We start from the raw sequence: 26,489 nt of genomic DNA, 5'->3' as shown, positions 1-26,489 counted from the left end.
CGTCATGATCGATCTGAACGACGAGACCGCTCCCTGGACCGACCTTCTCGCCGCAGCGACAGCGAACGCCATCACCGACTTCGAGGTCGAGTTCTGCGAGAGCCTGCGCCAGAAGCTGGAGACATTCGGCGCGCGCGCCCAGCTGACCGAGGCCCAGCATCACAAGCTGACCTGCATCGCGCAGGCGGGCGGGTTCTGGGAGCGCGACCAATGATCGACCTGAACCATGGCTCTGGTTGCCTCTATGGCCAGGACGCGCCGCGTCCGCCGATCGCCACTGCCGTCTCATCCGCCATCGACACCGCCCTGACGGCGCGCAATCGCGCCGAGCGCCCCCGCACCTATGTCAGTTCGTCGGGGCTCGGGCGCGACTGCTTGCGCCAGATCCAGTACGACTTTCTCGCGATCCCCAAAGATGCGGGCCAGGAGTTCGAACCGCGCATCCTGCGGATATTCGAGGCTGGACACCGGGCCGAGGACATTGTCGCGGGCTGGTTCCGGATCGCAGGGTTCGACCTGCGCACCGCACGCCCTGATGGCCGCCAGTTCGGCTTCGCGGCCATGGCGGGCCGGTTCAAGGGGCATATCGACGGCTGCTTCGTTTCAGGCCCCGTGGTGATGGATTATCCCGCGCTCTGGGAGAACAAGGCGCTCGGCGCGTCGAGCTGGAAGGATGTGGTCAAGCGTGGCGTCAGCATCGCGCGACCCGTCTACGCCGCCCAGATCGCGCTCTATCAGGCCTATATGGACCTGCCCAACCCGGCGCTCTTCACCGCGCTGAACCGCGACACGATGGAATTGCACACGGAACTGGTGCCCTTCGATGCCCGCTTGGCGCAGGAAATGTCGGATCGAGCGATCACGGTCGTGCAAGCATCAGAGGCGGCCGAATGGTTGCCCCGGACGGCGACCGAACCCACGGCTGTCGTCTGCCGGGGTGGCATGGCCGGAGGCAAATGGCACGCGCCCTGCGCATGGGCGGCTAGGTGCTGGGGTGAGCGGCGTCCCGGAAACGCTCCAGTGGAGCGTTTCAGCCGCGAACGGGCGGAGCCCAGGCGATGATCCCCGACGCCTATGATCTCAAACGCATCATCCGTACCCATCGCGCGCGCTTCTGGCTGCCGGACCTGCTCGAAGGGTTCGAGTTTGCACCGGTCTGGCGCTTCGCCGATCAGGCGCAGTTCGATTCCGACGTCGTCGATGCACTGGCCCGCCGCTTGGCGGCCGGTCCGCAACGGTTGCCACACCCCGAGACGATTTTTGAGTTGGCCGACCGCAGTCGGACCATCCGCAGCCAGATCGTCTATGCCCGGCAGCGCGAAGACGGCATTGAGGCGGTCTGGCTCGCCCTTTGGCGCAGCCCCAGACGTTGGACCGATATCCATGCCCATGTCCGGATCGCCGATGGCGGCGTCGCGGAATTCGCCACCAATCCGGCGCTCCGCGATGCAGGACTGGCGGAACAAAGCGGTCAGGCGGCGGCCGCCATCGTCTGGCGTGGGCTCGCGATCCTCGCATCCGCTGCAAGGATCGGCGAACGGCAGATCGCCCCAATCAGGCGCAAACCCTTCGCGCGGGATGGCGTGCGCGGCTGGACCTGGCATCAGGTCGCCATCGATCCGGCCCGGCTTCGCGCCGCATCCGAACCGCTCGGCGGCAGTCATGCCAGCCCGCGCTGGCACCTGCGTCGAGGACATTGGCGCCAGTTGCCGGACGGTCGGCGCATCTTCGTGCGCCAATGTGAAGTGGGCGATCCCGCGCGCGGCGGGGTGGTGAAGGATTATGCGGTGGAGGCGCGGCAGGCATGACGGAATTCACCCCATCGGCAGCGCAGGCCGCCGCCATCGCCGAGGTCCGCGACTGGTTCGAGAACCGCACGGACACGCAACAGGTGTTCCGGCTCTTTGGCTATGCCGGATCGGGCAAGAGCACGGTGCTGAAGTTCGCGCTCGATGAGCTTGGCTTGTCGCCCCACCGCGGCGCGAAGGACGGCACCTGCGTGCCGGGTGTGGTTACCGCCACCTTCACCGGCAAGGCGGCGCTGGTGCTGACCCGCAAAGGCACGCCTGCGCGCACCATCCACAGCCTGATCTATTCTGTGATCGAGGCCACGGAAGCGGAAATCGAGGCCGCAGCGCAGAAGGTCCGCGAGGCCGAGACTGCCGCGCGGCGGCTGACCGGCTTTGACCGCACCACGGCCGAGGCCGCGATCGAGGCCATGCGGCAGGCGCTCTCGGCGATGAAGCATCCCCGTTTCGCCCTGAACCCGCAGAGCGATGCCGCGGATGCAAGGCTGATCGTCCTCGACGAGGTGTCGATGGTGGGCGAGGAAATGGCGCGCGATCTGATGAGCTTTGGCAAGCCGATCCTCGTTCTGGGCGATCCGGGTCAGTTGCCGCCCATCAAGGGCGAAGGCGCCTTCACCCGCGATGCGCCTGACGTAATGCTGACCGAGATCCACCGTCAGGCGACTGAGAGCGCGATCATCCGTCTCGCCACCATGGCGCGAATGGGCGAGCCCATCGGTTTTGGCACCTACGACACCCATGTCGCCAAGATGCGCAAGGGCGACATTTCGCCGGAACAGGCGCTGCGCGGCGGGCAGTTGATCTGCGGGCTGAACGCGACACGGTTGCAGATCAACAATGCGATGCGCGCGGCGGCTGGCCTTGGCGGGACGTATTTGCCCACTGGCGCGGCGGAAAAGATCATCTGCCTCAAGAACGACAATTCACTCGGGCTTATCAACGGCATGTTCCTGACCCTCGAGGATATCGTCGACGAGGGCAGCCTCTATTTCTCTGCCGTGGTGCATGACGAGGACGGGCGCCGGGTATCCCCCTTCGACAGCGACGGACGCCCCGGGCGGCTGCGCATCTACAAGGGGCATTTCGAGGATCACGTCTCCTACGACGCCAAGCGCCATGACCGCGATTGGCGGGAAAAGCGCAAGCTGACCGAGGCGACCTACGGCTGGGCGATCACCGCCCACAAGGCGCAAGGGTCGCAGTGGGAGAACGTGATCGTCTGGGATGACGGGCTGGGACGCAGCGAGATCGACCGCCGTCGCTGGCTCTATACCGCCATCACCCGCGCTGAGCGCGGGCTCGTCCTTCTGGCCTGAGGGGGCGCGATGATCGATCTCAACGATGTCGGCACGCCGAAAGCACGCCACGATCTGGCGGCCGTAAAGGACCGGCTGGCGGCGACAGCTGGCGACTGGCTCCCCGGCATCTTTCCGGAGGCGCGGCTTGCGCGCGACCGTCGCTCCTTGCGCTGTGCCGACCTGTCCGGCCGCCCGCCGCGCAAGGAAGGGTCCTGCACGATCCATCTCGACGGGCCCTATGCCGGCTGGGGGTTCGACTATGCCACCGGCGAAAGCGCAGGGCCCATCGACCTGATCGCGCAGGCAACCGGGCTCTGCGATGGCGCGCTCTTCGACGAGGCGGCGCGGATTGCCGGAATGGATCATCCCGCGCCCCGAAACGCGCCACGCGGGAAGCCCGATCATACCGGCGAGATTGCCCGGCTGGTCGATGGCGCAAAGCCGCTCGCTGGCACCCCCGGCGAAACCTACCTCCGCACCCGCGGCCTTGCTGATCCGGGATGCCCGGATCTGCTGTTCCACCCCGACCTGCCGGATTTCGACACGCGACGCGGTTGGCCGGGGCTGATCGCATTGCCACGCCTGGTGGATGGCACTCGCGCGCAGGGTATTCACCGGACTTTCCTGCTCGACGACGGCAGTGCCAAGGCGCCTGCCGGAAAGAAGATGCTGGGTTCGGTGGCCGAAGCGGCCGTGCGGTTGTTCGCCATGCCTGCGGACGGCCATCTCGGCATCGCTGAAGGCATCGAGACCGCCCTGGCAGCGCATGCCCTGTTCGGCACCGCCGTATGGGCGGCGCTCTCCGCCGAGGGGCTCGCGCGGTTTCAGTGGCCGACGGGCACGACACGGGTCACGATCTACGCCGATGCTGGCGATGCCGGTCGTCAGGCCGCTGCGACCCTGTCGGATCGCCTGAACCGGGCCGACATTCCGAACGAAATCGTGGTCCCGCTCCATGGCGACGATTTCAACGACGATCTGATGCGCGGGGCGCGTGCGGCCGACTATAGCCGGGATATTTCGGCAGACGAGCCGGTCGGTATTGAGGCCATGACGACAGCGGCAGCTCCGACGCCTGGCGATCCGGACGTTCTGATTGCCGCCGCCGAGGCGCTGACCAACCCGCCCGAACTCGCCGCACTCTCCAGCCTTCTCGGCCGCCTTGCGCTTGCCCGGCTCGATCCGCTGCCCGAACGCCAGATCCTTGCCCGGATCAAGACTGCGACCGGCATCTCCATGTCCATCCTCGACAAGCAATTGACGGAACTGCGCCGCCGCGTGCATGCGACGGGCGATCCGCAGGGCAGGATTGCGCGTCCCGCCTGGTTTGGGCGGCTGTGTCAGGATCTGTCCGGCACGCCCGAGCGCAACGAGGCCAATGTGATCATCGCCCTGTCCTCGGATCCGGTCTTTGCCGGTCTCCTGGCCTTCGACGAGTTCGCCCAATCCATCGTGGTGCGCCAGCCGCTGCCTTGGGATGATCCGGCCATCCGCTTTCCGCGCCCCTGGAACGATGCCGACGATGTGCGCACGGCCGAGTGGCTGCAATTGCGCGGGCTGAACGTCGCCCCGATGGTTGTCGGCCGTGGTGTTGGCGCGGTGGCCCGCGACCTGCGCATCCATCCGGTTCGCGACTGGCTCGACACCTTGAAATGGGATGGCACGCCCCGGATCGAGACCTGGACCAGCACCTATCTCGGCGCAGCGCCGACCGCCTTCCATCACACCATCGGCGCGCTTTGGCTGATCTCGGCTGTGGCCCGGATCTACCGACCCGGCGTGAAGGCCGACCACATGCTGATCCTCGAAGGGCCGCAGGGCGCGCGCAAGTCGACAGCCATCAAGGTGCTGGCGGGTGAGGATTGGTTCACCGACGAGTTGCCCGAGCTTGGGTCCAAGGATGCTGCCATCCACATGCAGGGCGTCTGGATCGTGGAAATTGCCGAACTCGACGCCATCGGCCGCGCCGAGGTCTCGCGCATCAAGGCCTTCCTGACCCGCACCACAGACCGCTTCCGTCCGCCCTATGGCCGCTACACTGTCGAGGTTCCGCGCCAATGCGTCTTCGCGGGCACTGTGAACCCCGACACCTATCTGCGCGATGAAACCGGCAATCGCCGCTTCTGGCCGCTACGCTGTGGCACCATCGACATCGCCGCAATCGCCCGTGACCGGGATCAACTCTGGGCCGAAGCCGTCCACCGCTTCCGCGACGGCGCAATCTGGTGGATCGACGATCCGGCGATCCTTTCGGAAGCCGCCGCCGCGCAGGAGGCACGCTACCAGGCGGATGCCTGGGACGCGCGGATCGACCGCTGGTTGACCCACGACACCCGCAGCGTCAATCGCGGCCATGCGGGCTGGGATGATTGGCAGGATGAAGAGTTCGAACGTCCCGAGCCGATCCGCGATGTGTCGGTGGGCGAAATCCTCGAAGGCGCGCTCGGCATCGAGCCCGCGAAATGGACCAAGGGTGACCAGATGCGCGTGGGGGCCTGGCTGAAGTCGCGGGATTGGGAGCGATACCGCAGCGGCGCAGGCGCGACCCGCGAATGGCGCTACCGCAGGTCGCCGCGCGGCTGACATCGCGATGGCAGTGTCAGGCACCGAAGGGGCATCCATCCGGGTGCCCTTTTTCGTTTTGCCGCTGTCCCACTTCGCGGCCTGTCCCACTTCAAGCCCAAGGTGGGACAGAAAAAACCATTTAAAATCAATCCTGTCCCACCTGTCCCACTTGGACTGCCAACATCTCTCTTTCCCATATGGAGCACATACATCCCCCTCGACCTCATTCTTCCTCATGCGACGTAGGGAAAAAGGTGGGACAAGTGGGACAGGTGGGACACGCCTTGTTCTAAAAGGAAAATCTGGCGTCCCACTTTGATCGCCAAGTGGGACACCCCACGAGCAGGTGGGACAGAAGCATCGTCTGGCGCATTTTTCTTGTATGGGTGCGCGTGTCATGATTCTCTGCCCACGACCAAAGCCGAAGGCCCACGATTCAGGTGAGCCTTCAACATGACGCCGACCATCCAGACTGCGGATCTGCACCTCGAACAGGGGCGCCTTTCCACGTCCTGCATCCTTGCCCTCGACCTCGGGACAACGACAGGTTGGGCCTTGCGTGGCCATGACGGCCTGATCACCTCTGGCACGATGTCCTTTCGCCCCGGGCGGTTCGACGGCGGCGGTATGCGGTATCTTCGCTTCACCAACTGGCTGACCGAGGTCGACCGGCTATCGTGCCCCATCGCTGCGATCTGGTTCGAGGAAGTCCGCCGCCATGTCGGAACGGACGCTGCCCATGTCTATGGCGGGCTGATGGCCACGCTCACCGCATGGGCTGAACTCCGCGGCATCCCTTATGAGGGCGTTCCGGTTGGCACCATCAAGCGCCATGCCACCGGCAAGGGCAACGCCGACAAGCAGGCGATGATCGCGGCCGCGCGGGCGCGCGGGTTCAGTCCCGCCGATGACAACGAGGCGGATGCCATCGCCATCTTGCATTGGGCAATCGAAACGAACGGGGGTGTCGCGTGAGGTGGTATCCCCGAGGCTATGGTGGCACCCGCCGTGATCCAGATCGCGTCAAGCAGGAAGGCTGGCACGACCATGGCCTGCTGGCCGTCTCCATCGACGACCCCCGTCTCACTTGGCCCGAGCAAGAACTGGTCCGCCAGCTGGGTGAAAAACTCTACGGCCCGCGTGTCGAGCCAAGGGAGGTGGCCAATGGCTGAGTGGACGCCTGCCGTGGTCGAAGCGCGCCTTGAAAGCGCTGCCGATGTCTTCCGGTCGCTGCCCGAGGTCAAGCCGCAGGGCTACTTCAACGCCTGGCCAGAGTATTTCCACAGCTTCGCCGATCAGGTCGGTCAGGAACCCCGGATGCGACGGCCGAAGCCTGGCCCGCGCGACATCACCCAAGCCGACGACGCGCTGCTGTGGTTGCGCTGGCTCGACCCGGCCGACGCGCGCCTCTTGTGGCTGCGCGCGAACCGCAAGCCATGGAAGCCGATCTGCTGGGAATTGGGCATCAGCCGCGCCACCGCCAACCGGCGCTGGCAGTATGGCATCGCCGTCATTGTGTGGCGGTTGAACGGCAAGCGCGTGCCGACCAAGCGGTCGATGGACTTCGTGGTGGCGAAGGTGACGCCCTGAATCTGTCAAGAGCCGTCGCGTGGGCGAGACACTTTCAAGCGAGACACCAGACGCCAAGACAGATCGCGTCCAGGACGCTACAGATTCAATATACTCGGGAGAGGAGCGCGCAGGCACTGGCCGCGCCGCTGGCTTCCGGGGTCCAGCGAGGGGGCCAGTCGGGGTCCGAACTGCCAAGCCTTTGATATCTTGGTTCCTTCCTGGCGATATTCGTATGCTGGCGGGCGAAGCTCGGCATTTCGCCAGCGACAGGGCCAGATTTTTGGGAAGCCACCGGAGTCCAGCGTCCAGCCGCGACGCCAAGAAACCCTCGTGAATTCAAGCATCTGACCGGCCGCGCGGGGTGGATACCCCGCGGATGCCGGAGTCCAGCCGGAAGCCGGCGGACCCCATCGCGCCGGAGTCCAGCCCAGCGGATGCCGACCTATCATCGACAGGAACCTGCATGAACCTCGCCTTCGCCCCCGAGCGGATCGAGATGTGGCCGCTTGCGCGCCTCCAACCCTACGCGAAGAACGCGAAGGTGCACGGGCCCGACCAGGTCGCAAAAATCGCCGCCAGCATGGCCGAGTTCGGCTGGACCGTGCCCTGCCTCGTCGGCGATGACGGCGAACTGATAGCGGGCCATGGCCGGGTGCTGGCCGCGACGCAGCTCGGGCTGACCGAAGCGCCGGTGATCGTGCTCGGGCACCGGACGGTGCGCACGCCCTACATGCGCGAGATCATGGACCGGCTGTCGGCCGGCGACACGATGCAGCGGATCGTGTTCATGAAGGCCGCGCAGGTCGGGGCGACCGAGGCGGGCAACAACTGGATCGGCTTTGCGATCCACCAGGCACCGGGCCCGATGCTTGCGGTCCAGCCGACGGTGGAACTTGCCAAGCGCAACTCACGCCAGCGGATCGACCCGCTGATCGACGAGAGCCCCGAGCTGCGGGAGCGGGTCAAACCGGCCCGGTCGCGAGATGCGGGCAATACGATGCTGTCGAAGGAGTTCGCGGGTGGCATCCTGATCATGACCGGGGCCAATTCGGCGGTCGGGCTGCGGTCCACCCCGGCGCGGTACATCTTCCTCGACGAGGTCGATGCCTATCCCGCCTCGGCCGACGAGGAAGGCGATCCGGTCACGTTGGCCGAGGCACGGTCGCTGACCTTCGCCCATCGGCGCAAGGTGCTGCTGGTGTCGACGCCCACCATCCGGGGGCTGAGCCGGATCGAACGGGAATACGAGGTGAGCGACCAGCGCCGGTACTTCGTGCCGTGCCCGCATTGCGGCGCGATGCAATGGCTGAAGTTCGACCGGCTGCGCTGGCAGAAGGGTAAGCCGGAAACGGCGGAATATCACTTCGAGGGCTGCGACGCGGCAATCACGGAACACCACAAGACGGCGATGCTGGAAGGCGGCGAGTGGCGGGCGACCGCCACGGCCGCCGATCCGACCACGGTCGGGTATCACCTCTCGGCGCTCTATTCGCCGATCGGCTGGCTGAGCTGGGAGCGGATCGTTCGGGCATGGGACGCAGCTCAGGGGTCGGACGAGGCGATCAAGGCGTTCCGCAACACCATCCTAGGCGAGACATGGGTCGAGACCGGGAAAGCGCCCGACTGGCGGCAGCAGGAGACCAACAGCGCGCCATCCCCGCGAACAGGCACGGAAGCTGTTTCCGAGTCGGGATTTCCATTGATCGGGAAAATGGAAGCACTCGCCCATCCGCAGGGCCTTCGATGGGGGCCTCTGCAAATGTTGACCAGGTGTTGACAAGAATTTCAAAAGCAAAAACCCGACGGTTTAAGTCGGGCTCCAACATTTTGATATCGTTGATTTGTTTGGTGCGGGGGCGCGCTACCTACGAGACCGACACTCGATCCAAGCGGCCATCTGACCGACCGTATATAGCCGCCTGAAAGCACCTGAGGCGTCCGATCAATCGTGTTGAAATCTCCGCACGAAACGCGGAAATCCCAACATGACTTATACAGGATCGCAGTTGGCAAGCTGACTTGGATAGTGGTCTAGATGGGACGCCAGCCGAATACCCCATCTGAACAACCAGGCAGCATTGCGTTCATCAGGGCGGTTTGCAGCATCTGTCGCTGATCCGCCTCGGGGATAGCCAGCAAATCCGCAGGCCCGAAAATCGCACGATGGGTCACGAAACCGCTGAGAAGGCTAAGCGCGAAATGCGCCCGTCCCGGATCCGCATGGCCAAACGCCCTGCTTAGAGGCAGGGCTAGTGACGTGCCAAAGAATTGCGCAATGATCGCCCGCGCCTCGCTGCAGAGGCTGGACTGTGTCAGTAAATGAAGCGGCCTGACATCTTCTACCTTGCGCGGATCACGCAGGAAGGCCAGATCGCAGATCCGGTTGATCATGGTCGCGCCATCGGGGTCCCCTGCGGCGATGTCATCGAGGGGCGCAAGCGCCAGCAAGGCCTGACGGAATATCTCGGCCTTCGACCCGAAGGCGCGATGGACATAGGCCACATCGACCCCAGCCGCGGCGGCGATGTCGCGCAGGCTGGTGTCGGAATAGGGCATCCGCGCGAAAAGCAGCATCGCCGATGCAAGAATGCGTTCTTTCCCGGTTGCCTGCCCCGGCATGCGGTCGGTCGAGTTGGCTGAGTTGAGCGTCCTTGGCATGGGTGGCTTGTGTTCGTCCGGTGGCTTCGACGCGAAGAAACTGAAAATGCTGCCCCGGAGCAGAGGTGCGGCAAGGTGCAGCCCACACCGGGTCGTGTTGTTTAGCTGGTTTTTCAACAGCAAACAACCAGCAGCCGCTTTTGCGCGACAATACAGGTTTTTACCCTGTCATCGAGCGTTGACAACAGGGGAGCGTAGGGCGAAAACCGCATCGGGACATGCGCGAAGCATCCATCAGCACAGCAATCAGAGGCAGATCATGGCAAAGCCCGGCAGAAACACCATTATTCTGGGCGGCCTGGCCGTTGTCGCCGTGCTTGGCTGGCTGGCCTGGGACCGGCTGCAACCCGCCGGTCTGCCGGCGGGTTTTGCCAGCGCCAATGGCCGGATCGAGGCGACCGAGGTGGATATCGCGGCGCTCACCGGCGGCCGAATCGCCGAAATCACCGCTGCCGAAGGTGACATGGTCAGCGCAGGCGATGTGCTGGTGCAGATGGACGTGGTGCAGCTGAACGCACAAAAACGTCAGGCCGAAGCGCAGCTTGCCCGCGCCGAAATCGGCGTCGAGACAGCAAGGGCGCTGGTCGCTCAGGCCGAGGCACAAGAGCGCGCGGCCCGGGCCGCGGTTGATCAGGCAGGCTCGGTTGCCGATGCCGCGTCGCGCAGGCTTGAACGCTCTGAGCAGCTTGCAAAGACCAGTGCGATCTCGCAGCAGGTGCTGGATGATGACCGCGCCCGGGACGCCCAGGCCCGCGCCGGTGTGGCCTCGGCCGAAGCCAGCCATGCGGCAGCGCTGGCGGGGGTCAGCAGCGCGCAGGCGCAGGTGGTCGATGCAAGTGCGGCCGTCGAGGCGGCAAAGGCGTCGATTGATGCGATCCAGGCCTCTCTGGACGACGCCACGCTGAAAGCGCCGCGCACGGGCCGGATCCAGTATCGCATCGCACAAGAGGGCGAGATTGTCGGCTCTGGCGGGCGGATCCTCAGCCTTGTCGATCTGGGCGATGTCTATATGACGGTTTTTCTGCCGACATCGCAGGTCGGCCGGGTGCAGGTCGGATCAGAGGTGCGCCTTGTCATGGATGCGGCGCGGGAATTCGTGATCCCGGCCACGGTTTCCTATGTTGCCGATGTGGCGCAGTTCACGCCAAAGACGGTCGAGACCGCCGATGAGCGCGAAAAGCTGATGTTCCGCGTCCGTGCCCGCATCGACCCCGAGCTGCTGTCGCGGCATATCGAATATGTCAAAACCGGCCTGCCGGGCATGGCCTATCTGCGGCTTGATCCGGATGCCGCCTGGCCTGACTTTCTTTCCAATGTCGCGAAATGACCGGCTCAGTTGCCGGGGTCTCCGGCCTGACGCTGCGCTATGGCAAGGTCACGGCGCTTGACAATGTGACGCTGGAGATCCCTGAGGGGCGCATGGTCGGGCTGATCGGGCCAGACGGGGTCGGAAAGTCCAGCCTTCTGTCGCTGCTGGCCGGGGCACGTGTGATCCAGCAGGGCAAGGTCGAGGTTCTGGGCGGCGATATGCGCGATGTGGCGCATCGCAACCGCGTCTGCCCCCGCACCGCCTATATGCCGCAGGGTCTGGGCAAGAACCTCTACCCGACGCTTTCGGTCGAAGAGAACCTTGATTTCTTCGGCTCGCTTTTCGGTCATGACAAGGCCGAACGCGAGCGGCGGATTACCGATCTGCTGGCTGCGACCGGCATGACGCCGTTCCGGTCGCGCCCGGCGTCAAAGCTGTCGGGCGGCATGAAGCAAAAGCTGGGTCTGTGCTGCGCGCTGATCCATGATCCCGATTTCCTGATTCTTGACGAGCCGACCACCGGCGTCGATCCGCTGTCGCGCCGCCAGTTCTGGGATCTGATCGACCGCATCCGCGCGACACGGCCGGGGATGAGCGTGATCACCGCCACCGCCTATATGGAAGAGGCCGCGCGCTTCGACTGGCTGGTTGCGATGAATGCGGGCCGGGTGCTGGCCACCGGCACCACCAACGATCTGCTGTCGCGGACCGGGGCCGACACGCTTGATGCAGCCTTCATCGCGCTTTTGCCCGAAGAAGACCGGGGCGAAGACAGTGCCGTGGTGATCCCGCCGCGGACCACCGATGACAGCGATATCGCCATCGAGGCCGAGGGGCTGACGCAGCGCTTTGGCGATTTCGTGGCGGTCGATAATGTTTCCTTCCGCATCCCTAGGGGTGAGATTTTCGGCTTTCTGGGTTCGAACGGCTGCGGCAAGACGACGACGATGAAGATGCTCACCGGGCTTCTGGAGCCGAGTGAGGGCCGGGCAAAGCTTTTCGGCCATGAGGTCGATGCAAGCGATCTGTCGGTGCGCCGCCGGGTCGGGTTCATGTCGCAGGCCTTCTCGCTCTATTCCGAGCTGACGGTGCGTCAGAACCTTGATCTGCACGCGCGGCTTTTCGATATGGCGGCCGAGAAGATCCCCGCCAGGGTTGACGAGATGATCGCCCGGTTCGATCTGGGCGACGTGACCGACAGCCTGCCCGAGGCGTTGCCGCTGGGTATCCGCCAGCGGCTTTCGCTGGCGGTGGCGATGATCCATGCGCCCGAGATCCTGATCCTTGACGAGCCGACCTCGGGGGTGGACCCGGTGGCGCGCAACGGCTTCTGGCGCATTCTGGCGGAACTATCGCGCAAGGATGGCGTGACGATCTTTGTCTCGACCCATTTCATGAACGAGGCGGAATGGTGCGACCGCATCAGCCTGATGCATGCGGGCAAGGTGCTGGTCTCGGACACCGCCGAGGGGATCACGAAAGCCAAAGGTTGCGCCACGCTGGAAGACGCGTTCATCGCCTATCTTGAAGAGGCGATTGGCGAGACGGCACCCGCCCCCGCCGCTGCGCCCGAGGCCGCGCCCGAGGCCCCCGCAGCCGGGGTGACCCATCACGCGCAGCAATCCGGCTTCAGCCTGCGGCGACTGCTTAGCTATTCGCAGCTGGAAAGCCTGCAATTGCAGCGCGATCCGATCCGGCTGACCATGGCGTTGGTCGGCAGCCTTCTTCTGATGATCGTGGTGGGGCTGGGCATCAACATGGATGTCGAGGATCTGACCTTCGCCGCCCTTGACCGCGACCAGACCACCACCAGCCGCAATTATATCGCCGATATTGCGGGATCGCGCTATTTCATCGAACAGCCGGCCCTGACAAGTTACGACGAGATCGACGCAAGAATGCGCTCGGGCGAGCTGGCGCTGGCGATCGAGATCCCGCCCGGCTTTGCCGCCGATATCGCGGCAGGCAGGGATGTGCAGGTCGGGGCCTGGTTCGACGGCGCCAACCCCAGCCGCGCCAATACGGTGCAGGGCTATGTGCAGGGCATGCATGCCGACTGGATCACACGTCAGGCGCGTCAGCTTTACGGTGACAAGGCGAGCGGCGGCAGTTTCGAACTGGTGACCCGATACCGCTACAACCCCGACGTGCGCAGCCTGAATGCGATGGTGCCGGCGATCATCCCGCTGCTTTTGCTGATGATCCCGGCGATCCTGACCACGCTTTCGGTCGCGCGTGAACGCGAACTGGGCTCGATCATCAATTTCTACGTCACGCCGGTGACGCGGCTGGAATTTCTGCTTGGCAAACAGCTGCCCTATATCGCGCTGGCCATGCTGAATTTCTTCCTGATGATGGCCATGGCGGTCACATTCTTCGCAGTGCCCTTCAACGGCAGTTTTCTGGGCTTTACCCTTTCGGCGCTGATCTATGTCACCGCGACCACGGCGCTTGGTTTTCTGGTGTCGGTCTTCATCGCAAGTCAGGTCGCGGCGCTGTTCGCGACCGCCATGCTGACGATGATCCCGGCGGTCAGCTATTCGGGTTTGATCTACCCGGTCTCTTCGCTGTCGGGTTTTGGCCGGGTTCTGGGCGAGATCTACCCCTCGACCTGGTTTATCACCGCCGCGCGGGGGGCTTTCTCCAAGGCCTTCGGAATGGCGGAACTGGCCGGGCCGATGCTGGCCATGGGCATCGCCATTCCGGTGATTATCGGGCTGGCGGCGGCCTTCCTGGAAAAACAGGCGAAGTGAGGGGCGGATGAACCTGCGCAACACCTTCAATCTGGGCGTCAAGGAATTGCGCGGGCTCTGGCGCGATCCGGTGATGCTGGTGCTGATCGTCTATTCCTTTTCGCTCTCGATCTGGACCTCTGCGAACGTCTCGCCCGAGGCGCTGACGAATGCCGCGATCTCGATCGTGGATGAGGATCAGTCGCATCTCTCCGCCCGCATCACCTCGGCCTTTTATCCGCCCTATTTTGTCGAGCCGCAGATGACCACGACGGCCGAGATGGATCGGCGGATGGATCAGGGGCTGGATACTTTTGCGCTGAACATCCCACCGGATTTCGCGCGCGATGTGCTGGCCGGAAAAAACCCGGCGATCCAGCTGAATATCGACGCGACAAGGATGAGCCAGGCCTTCACCGGCGGCGGCTATATCCAGCAGATCGTGTCCTCCGAGGTTTCGGAATATGTGGCGGGCTACCGGGCCGAGACCGCGCTGCCGGTCGATCTGGCGCTCCGCGCGCGGTATAATCCCTCGCTGGATCCGAAGTGGTTCGGCGCGATTTCCGCCGTGATCCGGTCGATCACCATGCTGTCGCTGGTGCTGACCGGCGCGGCGCTGATCCGCGAAAAGGAACATGGCACGGTCGAGCACCTGCTGGTCATGCCCGTCACCACGACCGAGATCATGTTTTCCAAGATCTGGTCGATGGGGCTGGTGGTGCTGCTGGGGTCGATCTTTTCGCTAAGTGTTGTGGTGCAGGCGCTGATGGCGGTTCCGGTGCAGGGCTCGGTCGTGCTGTTTCTTGCGGGCGCGGTGCTGATGGTTTTCGCCATGACGGGGCTTGGAATTTTCCTTGCCACCATCGCCGGGTCGATGCCGCAATTCGCGCTTTTGCTGATGATGGCGCTTTTGCCGCTGCAGGTGCTGTCAGGCGCGATGACGCCGCGGGAATCCATGCCAGAGATCATCCAGACCATCATGCTTGCAGCCCCCAACACGCATTTCATCATCCTCTCGCAGGGCATCTTGTTCCGAGGTGCGGGGCTTGACGTGGTCTGGCCCCAGTTCGCGGCGCTGGCGGCGATCGGGGTGGCGCTGTTCTGGGTGGCACTGATACGATTCAAGAAATTCCTGCGGTAAGGCATATGTTGGGCCGCCTGCTTCTGATCCTGACGCTTGCGCTTGCAGGCTGCGCTGCGCGTCCGGGGCCGGAAGTTCTGGCCCCCGATGCCGGTGCCCTGCCCGAGGGCGCCCGCCTTGTCCGGGTGCTGACCATGACCACCCGCGCGCCCGAGGCAAATCTGCCGGGGGCCTTTGGCGACTCTCGCTCCATCCGGCCAAGCTGGCTGGAATACGAGGTCTCGGTGCCGCCTGGCCATCGGCCGGGAAAGATTGAATGGCCGGATCGCAATGGCAGCAGCGCCGACCGGAATTTCGTGATGCGCAGCCGGCAGACGCTTAGCCGTGACGCCTTTGCAAAGCGTCTCTCGCGCGAGGGGGTCGGGCTTTATGTCCACGGCTTCAACACCCGCTTTCATGAGGCCTTGTTCCGTACCGCGCAGCTTTCGGTCGATGCGCATATCGAGGAAAAGCCCGTCCTTTTTACATGGCCCTCGGCAGGCTATCCGGGCGCCTATCTGGCTGATCGTGACGCGTCTGACTTTTCCCGCGCGGCGCTTGCCGATCTGCTGCGGCTTTTGACAAAGGGTCGGTCCGCTTCCGACGCGGTGCCGGTGCTGGCTCACAGCATGGGCGCGCGGCTGACGATGGAGACGCTGGTGCAACTGCGTCTTGCCGGGCGGGACGATGTGCTGGACCGGATCGAGGTCATCCTTGCCGCCCCGGATATTGATATCGATCTTTTCCGCGCCCAGATGGTCAGCCTTGGGCCGATGAAGCATCCCATCACGGTGCTCGTCTCCTCGGACGATCTGGCGCTGAAACTGTCGTCGCGGCTTTCGGCACGTCGGATACGGCTTGGGCTTGTCGATGTGCGTGATCCGGCGGTCCAGCGCCTGGCGGTCGCGACCGGAATACGGATCGTGGATATTACCGATATTCCGACCGATGATCCCGCCCACAGCCGCTATGTCGGCCTGCTTTCCGGCGAGGCCGGGGCTGTGGTTGAAAACACCCTTTTCGGTGAGGTACGCTTGGCTGGGGCCTTTGTCTTCAATCAGGTCGGCGGTGTCTTCACTGGCATCGGTGATGTGCTGGCGGATTGAGGCCGCGGCCTTGGCCCGGCGTTGGTGCCAGCGGCATTGGCCGGGTCATGGCCTCGACGTCGCGCCGTTTTGCCGGTAATCGTCCATGATGATCAGGGCAGGGACAGGGGATTCCGTGTCCGCCGCCGGACGCCGATGCTTTGCCTGTTCAGTCCGGGGGCGGCTGTTTCGGCGGTTTGACGGCGCTTTACGACATGTCGTCGGCATCGGGCCTTGGGCGCAATGCCTATGTTCAAGAAAAATCTTGAACTCTTTGATTTCGATCAACACTCGTTGATAGTTCTGTGCTAACTTCCGCCGGTAAATTGGAGACGCGACATGGCCCTTACTCCCAAATCAGATGGCTCGGGTGCAACCGGCGATGAAAGCCTTGGCATCGAGGCTTTTCAGGCCGTTGACCGCATACGAGAGGCGCTCTCGGGACAGCTCAGCGGCGGGGTCTCGCCCGGCTCGCTGATGATGGCCTATGTCGACTGGGCCTTTCATCTGGCGCAGGCACCGGGCAAGCAGATGGAACTGGGCGTCAAGGCGGGCCGCAAATGGCAGCGTCTCATGGCGCATCTGATGGCCTCGGCGATGGATCCGCAGGCCGCGCCGGTCATCACGCCCTTGCCGGGCGACCGCCGTTTCGCCGGTGAAGCCTGGGCGAAACCGCCCTTCAGCTGGATGTCGCAGGCTTTCCTGCTGCAGCAGCAATGGCTGCATAACGTCACCCATGAGGTTCCGGGCGTGACGAAGCACCACGAGGATGTGGTGTCTTTTGCCGCGAAACAGATCCTTGATGTCTGTGCGCCTTCGAACAACCCTTTTACCAATCCCGAGGTTGTGGCACGGACCTGGGCTACCGGAGGCATGAACCTTGTGAAGGGCTGGCAGAACTGGCTGCAGGACGTCGTCCGCCAGATCCGGCAGGAGCCGCCAGAGGGTGTCGAGGCCTTTACACCGGGTCGCGATGTGGCGGTGACGCCGGGCAAGGTAATCTTCCGCAACCACCTGATCGAACTGATCCAGTATACGCCCACGACAGAAACCGTGCACCCCGAGCCGGTGCTGATCGTTCCGGCCTGGATCATGAAATACTATATCCTCGACCTCAGCCCGGAGAATTCACTGATCCGCTGGCTGGTGGCGCAGGGCCACACGGTTTTCGCCATTTCCTGGCGCAATCCGGGTGCAGAGGATCGTGATCTGACGCTGGAGGATTATCGCCGGCTGGGCGTGATGGCCGCGTTGGATGAGATCACCCGTCTAATGCCCGATCAGAAAATCCACGCCACCGGCTATTGTCTGGGTGGCACTTTGCTGTCGATCGCGGCGGCTGCCATGGCGGGGAAGGGGGACGCGCGTCTCGCCTCGCTGACGCTGCTTGCCGCGCAGGTCGATTTCGCCGAACCGGGCGAGCTTGCGTTGTTCATCGACCCAAGCCAGCTGCATCTTCTTGAAAGCATGATGTGGAACCGCGGCTATCTCTCTGCCGATCAGATGGCGGGGGCGTTTCAGCTTTTGCGCTCGAATGACCTCATCTGGTCCCGGATGGTGCGCGATTACATGATGGGCGAGCGGACGGCGATGAATGATCTCATGGCCTGGAATGCCGACAGCACCCGGATGCCCTATCGGATGCATGCCGAATATCTGCGCAGGCTTTATCTGAATAATGAGCTTTCTTCGGGACGCTTCACCGCCGGGGGCAAGACAGTTCTGTTGCAGAACATCCGGGTGCCGATCTTTGCCGTCGGGACCGAGCGCGATCATGTCGCACCCTGGAAGTCGGTCTACAAAATCCACCAGTTCACCGATTGCGAGGTGACTTTCGCGCTGACGTCGGGCGGGCATAATGCGGGGATCGTCTCTCCTCCCGGTCACCCGCGCCGCCGCTACCGGCTGGCGACCCGCGCCCATGACGACGCGCTTTTGCCGCCCGAGACCTGGGTCGAGGCCAATCCTGCAACCGAGGGTTCGTGGTGGACGCCCTGGCAGGCCTGGCTTGCCGCGCGTTCGGGTGCCCCCGCCGCGCCGCCCGCAATGGGCAACGCGCTGGCAGATGCGCCCGGCACATATGTTTTCCAGAGGTGACAAGATGACCGGCACTCTGACCAACTATCTGTTTCACCAGATGAAAATCGGCGACCGCGCCAGTCTTGTCCGCCACGTCGGTCCCAAGGATATTGAATTGTTCGCCGCTGTTTCCGGCGACGCCAACCCCGCGCATCTGGATGCCGGTTTCGCCGCCCATGGGCCGTTTGGCCATGTCGTGGTGCACGGCATGTGGACTGCGGCGCTGATTTCGGCGGTGCTGGGCACCCGCCTGCCGGGGCCGGGGACGATCTATCTCGACCAGCAGATCCGCTTTAACAAGCCGGTTTCGCCAGGCGATACCATCACCGCCGAAGTTGAAGTGGCCGAGCTGATCGAGGGCAAGAACCGTGTCCGCCTGACGACCACCGCCCGCAATCAGCGGGGCGAGGTGGTGCTTTCGGGCGAGGCGCTGGTGCTGGCCCCGGTCGAGCAGGTGACCTGGGTGCCGGGTGACCTTCCCGAGGCGGCGGTCTTGCCGAAGGGGCGCTGGCAGGGCTTTGTCGAAGAGGCCCGCGCATTGCCCCCGGTGCGGGCGGCGGTGGTGCATCCCTGTTCGAAATCCGCGATCCTTGGCGCGATCGAGGTGCGCGACGAAGGCCTGCTTGACCCGATCCTGATCGGTCCCGGCGCAAAGATTCGCGCGGCGGCCGCCGAGGCCGGGGTCTCGCTTGACGGCTTCCGGATCGAGGAGACAGAGCACAGCCATGCAGCGGCGGCGCGGGCGGTGGAACTGGCGGCCTGTGGCAACGTCCAGGTGCTGGTCAAGGGCAGCCTGCATTCCGATGAACTGCTTGCGGCGGTGGTTTCGAAAAGCGGCGGCCTGCGCACCGAACGCCGGATCAGCCATGTCTATGCGATGGATGTGCCCGCCTATCGCAAGCCGGTGATCGTCACCGATGCCGCGATCAATATCGCACCGACATTGGAGCATAAGCGCGACATCTGCCAGAATGCCGTCGATCTGATGCGGCTTCTGGGGCGCGATCAGCCGAAGGTCGCGGTGCTGGCGGCGGTCGAGACGGTGAACGCGACGATGCCCGCCACGCTGGATGCCGCCGCGCTGACGGTGATGGCGGCTCGAGGCCAGATCACGGGCGCGCTGGTTGACGGGCCGCTGGCCTTCGACAATGCGATCAGCCCCGAGGCGGTGGCGACGAAGGGCATCGTCTCGCAGGTGGCGGGCGAGGCCGATATTCTTCTGGTGCCGGATCTCGAGGCCGGGAACATGCTTGCCAAACAGCTGATCTATTTCGCGGGCGCCACGGCCGCGGGGCTGGTTCTGGGCGCACGGGTGCCAATCGTTCTGACAAGCCGGGCGGATCCTTTATCGGCCCGCATCGCCTCGGCTGCGCTGGCCAAGCTGGTCGCGGTCCGCAAAGCGGAGGGGAAGGCGTGACCCGCGATCTGATCCTGACATTCAACACCGGATCCTCGACTATCAAGCTGGGGTTTTACGCACTGGAGGCCGCCGCGCCGCGCCCGCTGGCGTCGGGCGTGATCGATTTCCGCGATGAGCCTTTCGAAGTGCGCCTGACGCGCGAGGGCAAGACCTTTTCAGGCCCGATCACAGCGGATCCCGGCGATCTGACAGCCGTGCTGAACCAGGCTTTTGCCTGGCTGGCCGGGCATTTCAATCTTTCGCGCCTTGCGGTGATCGGCCATCGGGTTGTGCATGGCGGCGATGTCTTCACAGGACCAGCCCGGATCACCGATCAGGTGATCGCGCAGATCGACGCGCTGGCGCGGCTTGCGCCGCTGCATCAGCCGCAAAGCCTTGCGCTGATCCGGGCGATGCGGGGGCTTTACCCCGATGTGCCACAGACAGCCTCTTTCGACACGGCGTTTCATGCCACCAACCCGCCCCTGATCCGCCGCTTTGCCCTGCCGCGCGCGCTTTATGATCAGGGGATCAAGCGCTATGGCTTTCATGGTCTCTCCTACCGCTATATCGCCGGGCAACTGGGCGATCTGGCCACCGATGCAAAGGTGGTCGCCGCACATCTGGGCAGCGGCGCAAGCCTTTGTGCGATCCGGGGCGGCAAGAGCATCGACAGCTCGATGGGGTTTTCGACGCTGGACGGCATCCCGATGGCGACGCGTTCGGGTGCGCTGGACCCCGGCGTGATCCTGCATCTGATGGGCGAAATGGGGCAAAGCCTGAAACAGGTCGAGACCATGCTCTATCGTGAAAGCGGCCTTCTGGGCGTGTCGGGTTTCGAGGCTGACAGCCGCGAGCTGATGGCCAGCACGCGCCCAGAGGCTGCCGAGGCGATCGACCTCTTTTGCCTGCGCATCGCGGGCGAGGTGGCACGGTTGGCGACCAGCATGGGCGGGATCGATGCGCTGGTCTTCACGGCAGGAATCGGCGAGCATCAGCCCGGTATCCGCGCCCGTGTCGCCGCGCGGCTGGCCTGGCTTGGGGCAGAGCTTGACCCCGATGCCAATGAAGCAGGGTCGCGCAGGATCAGCACCGCCGCCAGCCGGGTGCAGCTTCTTGTCATTCCGACCGATGAGGAAAGCATCATCGCCCAGGAGGCCGTCAGCGAAGAGGCAGCGACATGATTGATCTGAAAGGCAAACGCGGCCTCGTGGTTGGCGTGGCGAATGAGGCCAGCATCGCCGCCGGTTGCGCCAGGGCCTTTCGCGCGGCGGGGGCAGAGCTGGCGCTGACCTTTCTTAATGAAAAGGCCCGGCCATGGGTCGAACCCGTGGCGCAGGAAGTGGGTGCGCCGCTGTTCCTTCCTTGCGATGTGCGTGAACCCGGCCAGTTGGAAGCCGTGTTTGACCGCATTACCGCTGAATGGGGGCGGCTTGATTTTCTGCTTCATGCCATCGCCTTCGCCCCGCGCGAGGATCTGCACACCAGCGTTGTCAACGCTTCGGCCGAAGGTTTTGCGACGGCGATGGATATCTCTTGCCACTCCTTCCTGCGCATGGCGCGGCTGGCGCGGCCTTTGATGCAGGCGGGTGGTTCGCTGATCACGGTCAGCTTTTACGGCGCGGATCGGGTGGTCGAGAATTACAACCTCATGGGTCCGGTAAAGGCCGCGCTGGAGGCTTCGGTCCGCTATGCGGCGGCCGATCTGGCGGGCGAAGGGATTCGTGCCTTTTCGCTTTCAACCGGTCCGGTCAAGACCCGCGCCGCCTCGGGGATCGACCGGTTCGATGCGCTGATGGATAAGATTCGCGCCCGTACGCCTGCGGGAAAACTGGTAAGCATCGAAGAGATCGGTACGCTGGCGGCCTTTCTGGCAACCGAGGCCGCAAGTCCCATGAGCGGATCGGTGGTCTATGCCGATAACGGATTTCACACCACCGCCTGAGGCAGGCGCGGGGCCCCGCCCTTGACCGGAAGGCGGATCCGGGGCAAAGCGGAATCAACATCAGTTGACAGCATTCTGACAGGCGCCGCCGCGTGACCTTCTTTACGGTTCATCCCTTCCATTCCTTCAATCTTGCCGTGGTCTTGCTGATCGCGGGCAAGATCCTGACCCTGAACATTGATCTTCTGCGCCGCTATTCGATCCCCGAGCCGGTGGCGGGCGGCTTTCTCTGTATCGCGGTAACGGGGCTCCTCTGGGCGCTGTTCGATCTGAAGGTCTCATTCGAGGTGGGGATCCGTGATTTCCTGCTGCTGGTGTTCTTTGCCGGTATCGGGCTGAAATCCGATATCCGCACGCTGCTTGCGGGGGGCAGGCCGTTGGTGATCCTGTTGATCCTTGCGACCAGCTTCATCCTTTTGCAGAACTTCGCGGGGATGGGGCTGGCGAGGCTCTTTGGAATGGAGCCGAAGACCGGGCTGATGGTCGGCTCGGTTTCGCTGACCGGCGGCGTTGGCACCACGCTGGCCTGGGCACCGATATTCGCCGAAAAGCTGGGGATCACGAATGCGCTGGAACTGGGGGTCGCGGCCAATACTGTCGGGCTAATCGCGGCCTGTGTGATCGGCGGGCCGATTGCGGCGCTCCTGATCCGGCGGGGCGGGCTGAAGGCGGAAAACAAGCGCGATCTGGACATCGGCGTTCCGAATGAGGGGCGCGCGGTCCGGATGGATTACTTCTGCATCCTCTGGTCGATCCTGGCGCTGAATGTCACCGTGCTGATCGGGCTGGCGCTGCATGAGGCGATCACGGCGGCCAGCGTCACGCTTCCAGCCTTTGTCAGCTGCCTTGTCGCGGGGATCGTGCTGCGCAACCTTTTGCCGCTGGCCCCGAGGCGGTTAGTGCGGCGGATCTGGCCTGGGGTCGATGATGCGCTGGCGCTGATCTCGGATCTGTCACTCGGGCTTTTCCTGATCATGGCGCTGATGGGCCTGCAGGTCTGGGAGCTGAACGGCGTCCTTCTGTTCATTACCGCCGCCCTTGTGATGCAGATCCTGCTGACGGTCGGATTCACGATTTGGGTCGTGTTCCCCGCGATGGGGCGCGATTATGAGGCGGCGGTGATCTCGGCCGGGTTTGGCGGTATCACGCTCGGCTCAACCGCCACCGCCATCGCCAATATGACCGCCGTGGCGCAGCAACATGGCGCGGCGCACCGGGCCTTTGTGATCGTGCCGCTGGTCTGCGGCTTTTTCATCGATATCGTCAACGCGCTGATCATCTCGGCGCTGGTCGGCTAGGGTGTGTTGACGTTCACCGGAGTCGGATGACGGTTGCGGCGAGAGCAATGAAGGCGCTGAAACTTTCATCAGTCTTGCAGCAGCGCATGGCGATGCCTCTGTATTCCTTGAGCCTGCCGAAGAGGTTCTCGATCAGGTGCCGCCACTTGCAGGTTTCGCGGTCGAATTCGGCGGGGAAGCGGCGGTTGGACTTTGGCGGAATGACCGGCTCGATCCCTGCACCGGTTAGCGCCTCGCGCAGCCAATCGGCATCGAACGCCCGGTCGGCAAGAAGTTGGCCACACGTCAGGCCATCGATCAGCGCCCCTGTGCCGCGCAGATCATGGGCCTGTCCCGGCAGCAGCCGAAAGTCGGTCAGGTTGCCGACCGCATCGGCCAAAGCCATGATCTTGGTTGTTATCCCTCCGCGAGAGCGCCCGATGGCCTGGCTTTGCGTCCCCCTTTTGCGCCCTGTCCGTGGCGGTGAACCTTGACGATGCTGCCGTCGATCATGGCGTATCCAAAATCGGCATCTTCAGCCAGGGCTCGGAACATGCGGTAGAACGCATCGGCCTTTACCCATCGCCGGAACCGCTTGAACACTGAGTTCCACTTGCCGAAATCCGCCGGCAAGTCGCGCCATGGACAACCGGTCCGGACTATCCAGAGACCCGTTCTGCGGAGCCGCCTTTGTGTTCCGAGCGAAGCGGGCGGATCGGATCAAGCTCTTGATCTGGGATCAGACCGGGATAGTGCTGGTTCACAAGCGGCTCGAGGGCGGCAAGTTCGTCTGGCCACAGGTGCGCGACGGGGTCATGCGCCAGACGCTGATCAACGATGATCTCGACGCCTTCACCCGGATCCCGGCAATGTACGGCAATTCCATCGCGCAGCTGGAGTCGGACGTGGTCTGGGGCATCATTACCTCGAACCCGGCCATGGCCGACGGCAACGCGCTGTTCCACACCACGCACAAGAACCTCGCGGGCACCGGCGCGGCGCTGGCGGTCGATGCGGTGGGCGCGGCGCGGGCGGCGATGGCCAAGCAGACGGGCCTCGACAAGAAGACGGTGCTGAACGTCCGGCCCGCCTTCCTGATCGTGCCCGCCTCGTTGGAACTGAAGGCCGAGCAGCTGGTCGCGCAGAACCTCGTGCCCGCCGCGACGTCCAGCGTGGTGCCGCAGTCGATCCGCACACTGGCGCCGATCAGCGAGCCCCGGCTCGACGCGGCCAGCGAGACCGCCTGGTATCTCGCGGCCAGCCCGAACCAGATCGACACCATCGAGTACGCCTATCTCGAGGGTCAGCAGGGCGCCTACATCGAGACGCGCAACGGCTTCGACGTCGACGGCGTCGAGATCAAGTGCCGCCTCGACTTCGGCGCCAAGGCGATCGACTGGCGCGGTCTCTACAAGAACCCGGGCGCGTAACGCACCCATCCTGAACCCTGACACACGGGCGGTCCTGACGGGCCGCCCTTCGTCTTTCCACGAGGATCACGTCCATGAAAAACTTCGTCCAGCCCGGCAACACCATCACCCTGACCGCGCCCTATGCCGTCGCCTCCGGCGATGGTCTGCTCGTCGGCTCCATCTTCGGCATCGCCGCCGGAGCGGCCGCCCTCGGCGAGCCCGTCGAGACCTCGCTCGTCGGCGTGTTCGACATCACCAAGGTCGGCTCCCAGGCCTGGACCGTCGGCGCCAAGATCTATTGGGACGACACCAACAAGCGCTGCACCACGGTTGCCACCGACAACACCCTCATCGGCGTGGCCGTCGAGGCGGTGGCGAGCGGCGCGAGCGATACCATCGGCCGGGTACGGCTGAACGCGGCCTTCTGATGAGCGCCTTCGCTGCCGCCGTCGGTGCGCTCTTCGCCGATCCGAACATCGGCCGGGACGCGGTCTACATCGCCGACGGCGGCACGCCCGTCCTGGTGCGCGTCGTCGCCCGGCGTGCCGATGCGGTCACCGACTTCGGCGATGCGCGGCTCTGGTCCGAGACCACGCGGATCGACCTGCGCGTCGCCGAGGTGGCGAACCCGCGTCCCGGCGATAGGATCGAGATCGATGGGGACGCCTTCCTCATTCAGGGCGAGCCCGTCCGCGACCGCGAGCGGCTCGTCTGGACCGTGGATCTGAGGCCCGCGTGAAACTGAAGCTCGACATCGATCCCGACATCGTCGCGATGATGGCGGCTGAGGTCGCCGCGGGCGAACGCGCCGTGACCGCCGCCATGCGCGAGGCCGGGACCGGGCTGAAGTCGGCGTGGCGGTTGCAGATCACCGGCGCGGGGCTCGGCACACGGCTCGCCAATTCGATCCGGAGCCAGACCTTCCCGAGGTCGGGCGAGAGCCTGGACGCCGCAGCTCTGGTCTGGTCCAAGGCGCCGGTCATCGTCGGCGCGCATGACGCCGGGCCGCTGATCCGCTCGAAGGACGGGTTCTGGCTGGCGATCCCGCTGCCCGCCGCGGGCAAGTCCCTGCGCGGCGGCCGGATCACTCCTGGCGAGTGGGAACGGCGACGCGGGCTGCGGCTGCGCTTCGTCTATCGCCGCACCGGTCCGAGCCTGCTGGTGGCCGAGGGGCGGCTGAACACGAAGGGCCAGGCGGTGGTGTCGCGCTCGAAGACCGGACGCGGCAAGGTCACCGCGCCGATCTTCCTGCTGGTCCCGCAGGTGAAGCTGCCCAAGCGGCTGGATCTGGCGCGGGATGCGGAGAGAGCGGTGGACAGCGTGCCGGGGCTGATCGTGGCGAACTGGGTCGAGGGGCGGATCGGCTAATGGCAGGACCTCCGGCGGGCGGACAACGACCTGCATCGGCGCTACAGTAATTTGGCAGGATCGGGGGCACAGAAATGCTAAACGGCTTTGGCGCCGAACGGATCATGGCCATGAACGCTACAGTCTGGGCGCGGCATGCGAATCCCTGGAGTGGCTGGTCGCGGGTTTCGATCCTGCCCCTGCTTGCCGTTGCCGTCTGGAGTCGCGTCTGGATTGGTTGGTGGGCGCTGCTTCCAATAGGCGCAGTGCTGATCTGGACATGGTTGAACCCGCGCCTGTTCCCACCTCCGGCGTCCACCAACAACTGGATGTCGAAGGGTGTCCTAGGCGAGCGCATCTGGCTGCTGCGGGGCAAGGACGCGGCGCTCGCGCATCATGTCCCGGTGGTCAGAGCCCTGACGATTGCGACGTCGACAGGCGCAGTGTTTCTGGTCGTCGGGCTTGCGGGGTTGAATCTGTCCCTGACGATGACTGGCGTTGCTATCGCAATGCTGTCGAAGCTTTGGCTCCTGGACAGGATGGTCTGGGTCTACTCCGAGATCGAGGAAGATCGCTCTCTCCTACACCCGGATGACCGGAAGGCTCATCCCAAAAACCCAGACAGCCCGTAAACCATGCCCACTCCCCGCGAAACCATCCTCGCCGCGCTGCACGCGCGGCTCTTGGCGCTGCCCGCCACCGCCCTGCGCGGTGAGGTGCTGCCCGAGCGCGTCCCGGCCGAAGGCCTGCTGATCCTGCGCGACGGCGAGCCAGGCGAGCCGGAGGTCACGCTCTCGCCACTACGCTACCACTACCAGCACCGCGCCGAGATCGAGGCTGTCGTTCAGTGCGCTGCGCCACGACGAGGTTCCTGCGATCCTGC

At 64.5% G+C, this 26,489-nt stretch carries 25 protein-coding genes and 1 pseudogene; 23 read left to right on the top strand and 3 right to left on the bottom strand.

The window, feature by feature from the left end:
• Positions 1 to 4: 4 nt before the first annotated feature.
• From ACTTAI_RS18720 to ACTTAI_RS18685, 8 genes are all read left to right on the top strand, one after another.
• Positions 5 to 214 carry a hypothetical protein gene (locus tag ACTTAI_RS18720; RefSeq protein WP_444452985.1) on the top strand — a complete coding sequence of 70 codons (210 nt, stop codon included), beginning with the start codon at positions 5 to 7 and terminating at the stop codon, positions 212 to 214.
• A complete protein-coding gene (locus ACTTAI_RS18715) occupies positions 211 to 1,062 on the top strand; it encodes a hypothetical protein (protein ID WP_444452983.1) in 852 nt (283 codons plus the stop codon). The genes ACTTAI_RS18720 and ACTTAI_RS18715 overlap by 4 nt, the downstream gene beginning before the upstream one ends.
• Positions 1,059 to 1,808, top strand: coding sequence for a hypothetical protein (locus ACTTAI_RS18710; protein ID WP_444452981.1), 750 nt, complete (start codon positions 1,059 to 1,061; stop codon positions 1,806 to 1,808). The genes ACTTAI_RS18715 and ACTTAI_RS18710 overlap by 4 nt, the downstream gene beginning before the upstream one ends.
• Entirely contained in the window at positions 1,805 to 3,124 is a 1,320-nt protein-coding gene (locus ACTTAI_RS18705; protein WP_097031838.1) for an ATP-dependent DNA helicase, read from the top strand. Before ACTTAI_RS18710 ends, ACTTAI_RS18705 begins: the two co-directional genes overlap by 4 nt.
• A 9-nt stretch (positions 3,125 to 3,133) precedes the next feature.
• A complete protein-coding gene (locus ACTTAI_RS18700) occupies positions 3,134 to 5,689 on the top strand; it encodes a VapE domain-containing protein (RefSeq protein WP_444452979.1) in 2,556 nt (851 codons plus the stop codon).
• A gap of 435 nt (positions 5,690 to 6,124) precedes the next feature.
• Positions 6,125 to 6,646, top strand: coding sequence for a crossover junction endodeoxyribonuclease RuvC (locus tag ACTTAI_RS18695; RefSeq protein WP_444452978.1), 522 nt, complete (start codon positions 6,125 to 6,127; stop codon positions 6,644 to 6,646).
• Between the two features lie 189 nt (positions 6,647 to 6,835).
• Positions 6,836 to 7,261 (top strand): DUF6362 family protein, encoded by a 426-nt coding sequence (locus ACTTAI_RS18690; RefSeq protein WP_068767874.1) that lies wholly within the window; start codon positions 6,836 to 6,838, stop codon positions 7,259 to 7,261.
• Positions 7,262 to 7,706: 445 nt separating this feature from the next.
• Positions 7,707 to 9,020, top strand: coding sequence for a terminase gpA endonuclease subunit (locus tag ACTTAI_RS18685; protein ID WP_444452976.1), 1,314 nt, complete (start codon positions 7,707 to 7,709; stop codon positions 9,018 to 9,020).
• 254 nt (positions 9,021 to 9,274) lie between these two features.
• On the opposite strand, the gene ACTTAI_RS18680 is transcribed toward ACTTAI_RS18685, so the two are convergent.
• Entirely contained in the window at positions 9,275 to 9,901 is a 627-nt protein-coding gene (locus ACTTAI_RS18680; protein WP_078543000.1) for a TetR/AcrR family transcriptional regulator, read from the bottom strand.
• Positions 9,902 to 10,160: 259 nt separating this feature from the next.
• Here ACTTAI_RS18680 and ACTTAI_RS18675 point away from each other — a divergent pair, with 259 nt between their 5' ends.
• The 9 genes from ACTTAI_RS18675 (at position 10,161) to gltS (ending at position 22,868) form a co-directional block, all read left to right on the top strand.
• Entirely contained in the window at positions 10,161 to 11,228 is a 1,068-nt protein-coding gene (locus ACTTAI_RS18675; RefSeq protein WP_097031790.1) for an HlyD family secretion protein, read from the top strand.
• Complete coding sequence (gene rbbA, locus ACTTAI_RS18670; RefSeq protein WP_036707940.1) at positions 11,225 to 13,963, top strand: ribosome-associated ATPase/putative transporter RbbA; 2,739 nt, start codon at positions 11,225 to 11,227, stop codon at positions 13,961 to 13,963. The genes ACTTAI_RS18675 and rbbA overlap by 4 nt, the downstream gene beginning before the upstream one ends.
• A gap of 7 nt (positions 13,964 to 13,970) precedes the next feature.
• Positions 13,971 to 15,083, top strand: coding sequence for an ABC transporter permease (locus ACTTAI_RS18665; protein ID WP_035745648.1), 1,113 nt, complete (start codon positions 13,971 to 13,973; stop codon positions 15,081 to 15,083).
• A 5-nt stretch (positions 15,084 to 15,088) separates the two neighbouring features.
• Positions 15,089 to 16,168, top strand: coding sequence for an alpha/beta hydrolase (locus tag ACTTAI_RS18660; protein WP_036707944.1), 1,080 nt, complete (start codon positions 15,089 to 15,091; stop codon positions 16,166 to 16,168).
• 318 nt (positions 16,169 to 16,486) lie between these two features.
• A complete protein-coding gene (locus ACTTAI_RS18655; RefSeq protein ID WP_051693716.1) occupies positions 16,487 to 18,244 on the top strand; it encodes a PHA/PHB synthase family protein in 1,758 nt (585 codons plus the stop codon).
• Between the two features lie 4 nt (positions 18,245 to 18,248).
• Positions 18,249 to 19,643 carry a bifunctional enoyl-CoA hydratase/phosphate acetyltransferase gene (locus ACTTAI_RS18650; RefSeq protein ID WP_444452971.1) on the top strand — a complete coding sequence of 465 codons (1,395 nt, stop codon included), beginning with the start codon at positions 18,249 to 18,251 and terminating at the stop codon, positions 19,641 to 19,643.
• Entirely contained in the window at positions 19,640 to 20,809 is a 1,170-nt protein-coding gene (locus ACTTAI_RS18645) for an acetate/propionate family kinase (RefSeq protein WP_035745643.1), read from the top strand. The genes ACTTAI_RS18650 and ACTTAI_RS18645 overlap by 4 nt, the downstream gene beginning before the upstream one ends.
• The gene (fabI, locus tag ACTTAI_RS18640) at positions 20,806 to 21,570 is read left to right on the top strand and encodes an enoyl-ACP reductase FabI (protein ID WP_035745640.1); all 765 of its coding nucleotides are present in this window, start codon (positions 20,806 to 20,808) and stop codon (positions 21,568 to 21,570) included. Before ACTTAI_RS18645 ends, fabI begins: the two co-directional genes overlap by 4 nt.
• Positions 21,571 to 21,662: 92 nt before the next feature.
• Positions 21,663 to 22,868 carry a sodium/glutamate symporter gene (gltS, locus tag ACTTAI_RS18635; protein ID WP_444452968.1) on the top strand — a complete coding sequence of 402 codons (1,206 nt, stop codon included), beginning with the start codon at positions 21,663 to 21,665 and terminating at the stop codon, positions 22,866 to 22,868.
• Positions 22,869 to 22,881: 13 nt separating this feature from the next.
• Here the strand turns inward: gltS and ACTTAI_RS18630 are convergent, their stop codons facing one another.
• Positions 22,882 to 23,367: an IS5 family transposase gene (locus tag ACTTAI_RS18630; protein ID WP_131023395.1), complete on the bottom strand. Its 486-nt coding sequence runs from the start codon at positions 23,365 to 23,367 to the stop codon at positions 22,882 to 22,884.
• Positions 23,265 to 23,510 carry a transposase gene (locus tag ACTTAI_RS18625; RefSeq protein ID WP_081962564.1) on the bottom strand — a complete coding sequence of 82 codons (246 nt, stop codon included), beginning with the start codon at positions 23,508 to 23,510 and terminating at the stop codon, positions 23,265 to 23,267. Before ACTTAI_RS18625 ends, ACTTAI_RS18630 begins: the two co-directional genes overlap by 103 nt.
• Between ACTTAI_RS18625 and tnpB the strand changes: the two genes are divergently transcribed.
• From tnpB to ACTTAI_RS18595, 6 genes and pseudogenes are all read left to right on the top strand, one after another.
• Entirely contained in the window at positions 23,489 to 24,277 is a 789-nt protein-coding gene (tnpB, locus tag ACTTAI_RS18620; protein ID WP_081962565.1) for an IS66 family insertion sequence element accessory protein TnpB, read from the top strand. The genes ACTTAI_RS18625 and tnpB overlap by 22 nt on opposite strands.
• Positions 24,278 to 24,351: 74 nt before the next feature.
• Positions 24,352 to 24,687 (top strand): DUF2190 family protein, encoded by a 336-nt coding sequence (locus ACTTAI_RS18615; protein WP_036707950.1) that lies wholly within the window; start codon positions 24,352 to 24,354, stop codon positions 24,685 to 24,687.
• A complete protein-coding gene (locus ACTTAI_RS18610) occupies positions 24,687 to 24,998 on the top strand; it encodes a head-tail joining protein (RefSeq protein WP_036707952.1) in 312 nt (103 codons plus the stop codon). Before ACTTAI_RS18615 ends, ACTTAI_RS18610 begins: the two co-directional genes overlap by 1 nt.
• Positions 24,995 to 25,627, top strand: coding sequence for a DUF6441 family protein (locus tag ACTTAI_RS18605; RefSeq protein ID WP_444452966.1), 633 nt, complete (start codon positions 24,995 to 24,997; stop codon positions 25,625 to 25,627). The genes ACTTAI_RS18610 and ACTTAI_RS18605 overlap by 4 nt, the downstream gene beginning before the upstream one ends.
• A gap of 104 nt (positions 25,628 to 25,731) precedes the next feature.
• The gene (locus ACTTAI_RS18600) at positions 25,732 to 26,238 is read left to right on the top strand and encodes a DUF6653 family protein (RefSeq protein WP_444452964.1); all 507 of its coding nucleotides are present in this window, start codon (positions 25,732 to 25,734) and stop codon (positions 26,236 to 26,238) included.
• Positions 26,239 to 26,241: 3 nt separating this feature from the next.
• Positions 26,242 to 26,463: pseudogene (locus tag ACTTAI_RS18595) on the top strand (acyl-CoA transferase); the annotation flags it as partial.
• Between the last annotated feature and the right edge of the window lie 26 nt (positions 26,464 to 26,489).

This window comes from Rhodobacter capsulatus (assembly GCF_052363175.1).
Taxonomy (GTDB): domain Bacteria; phylum Pseudomonadota; class Alphaproteobacteria; order Rhodobacterales; family Rhodobacteraceae; genus Rhodobacter; species Rhodobacter capsulatus_D.
This window is presented reverse-complemented; position numbering and strand designations above follow the sequence as displayed.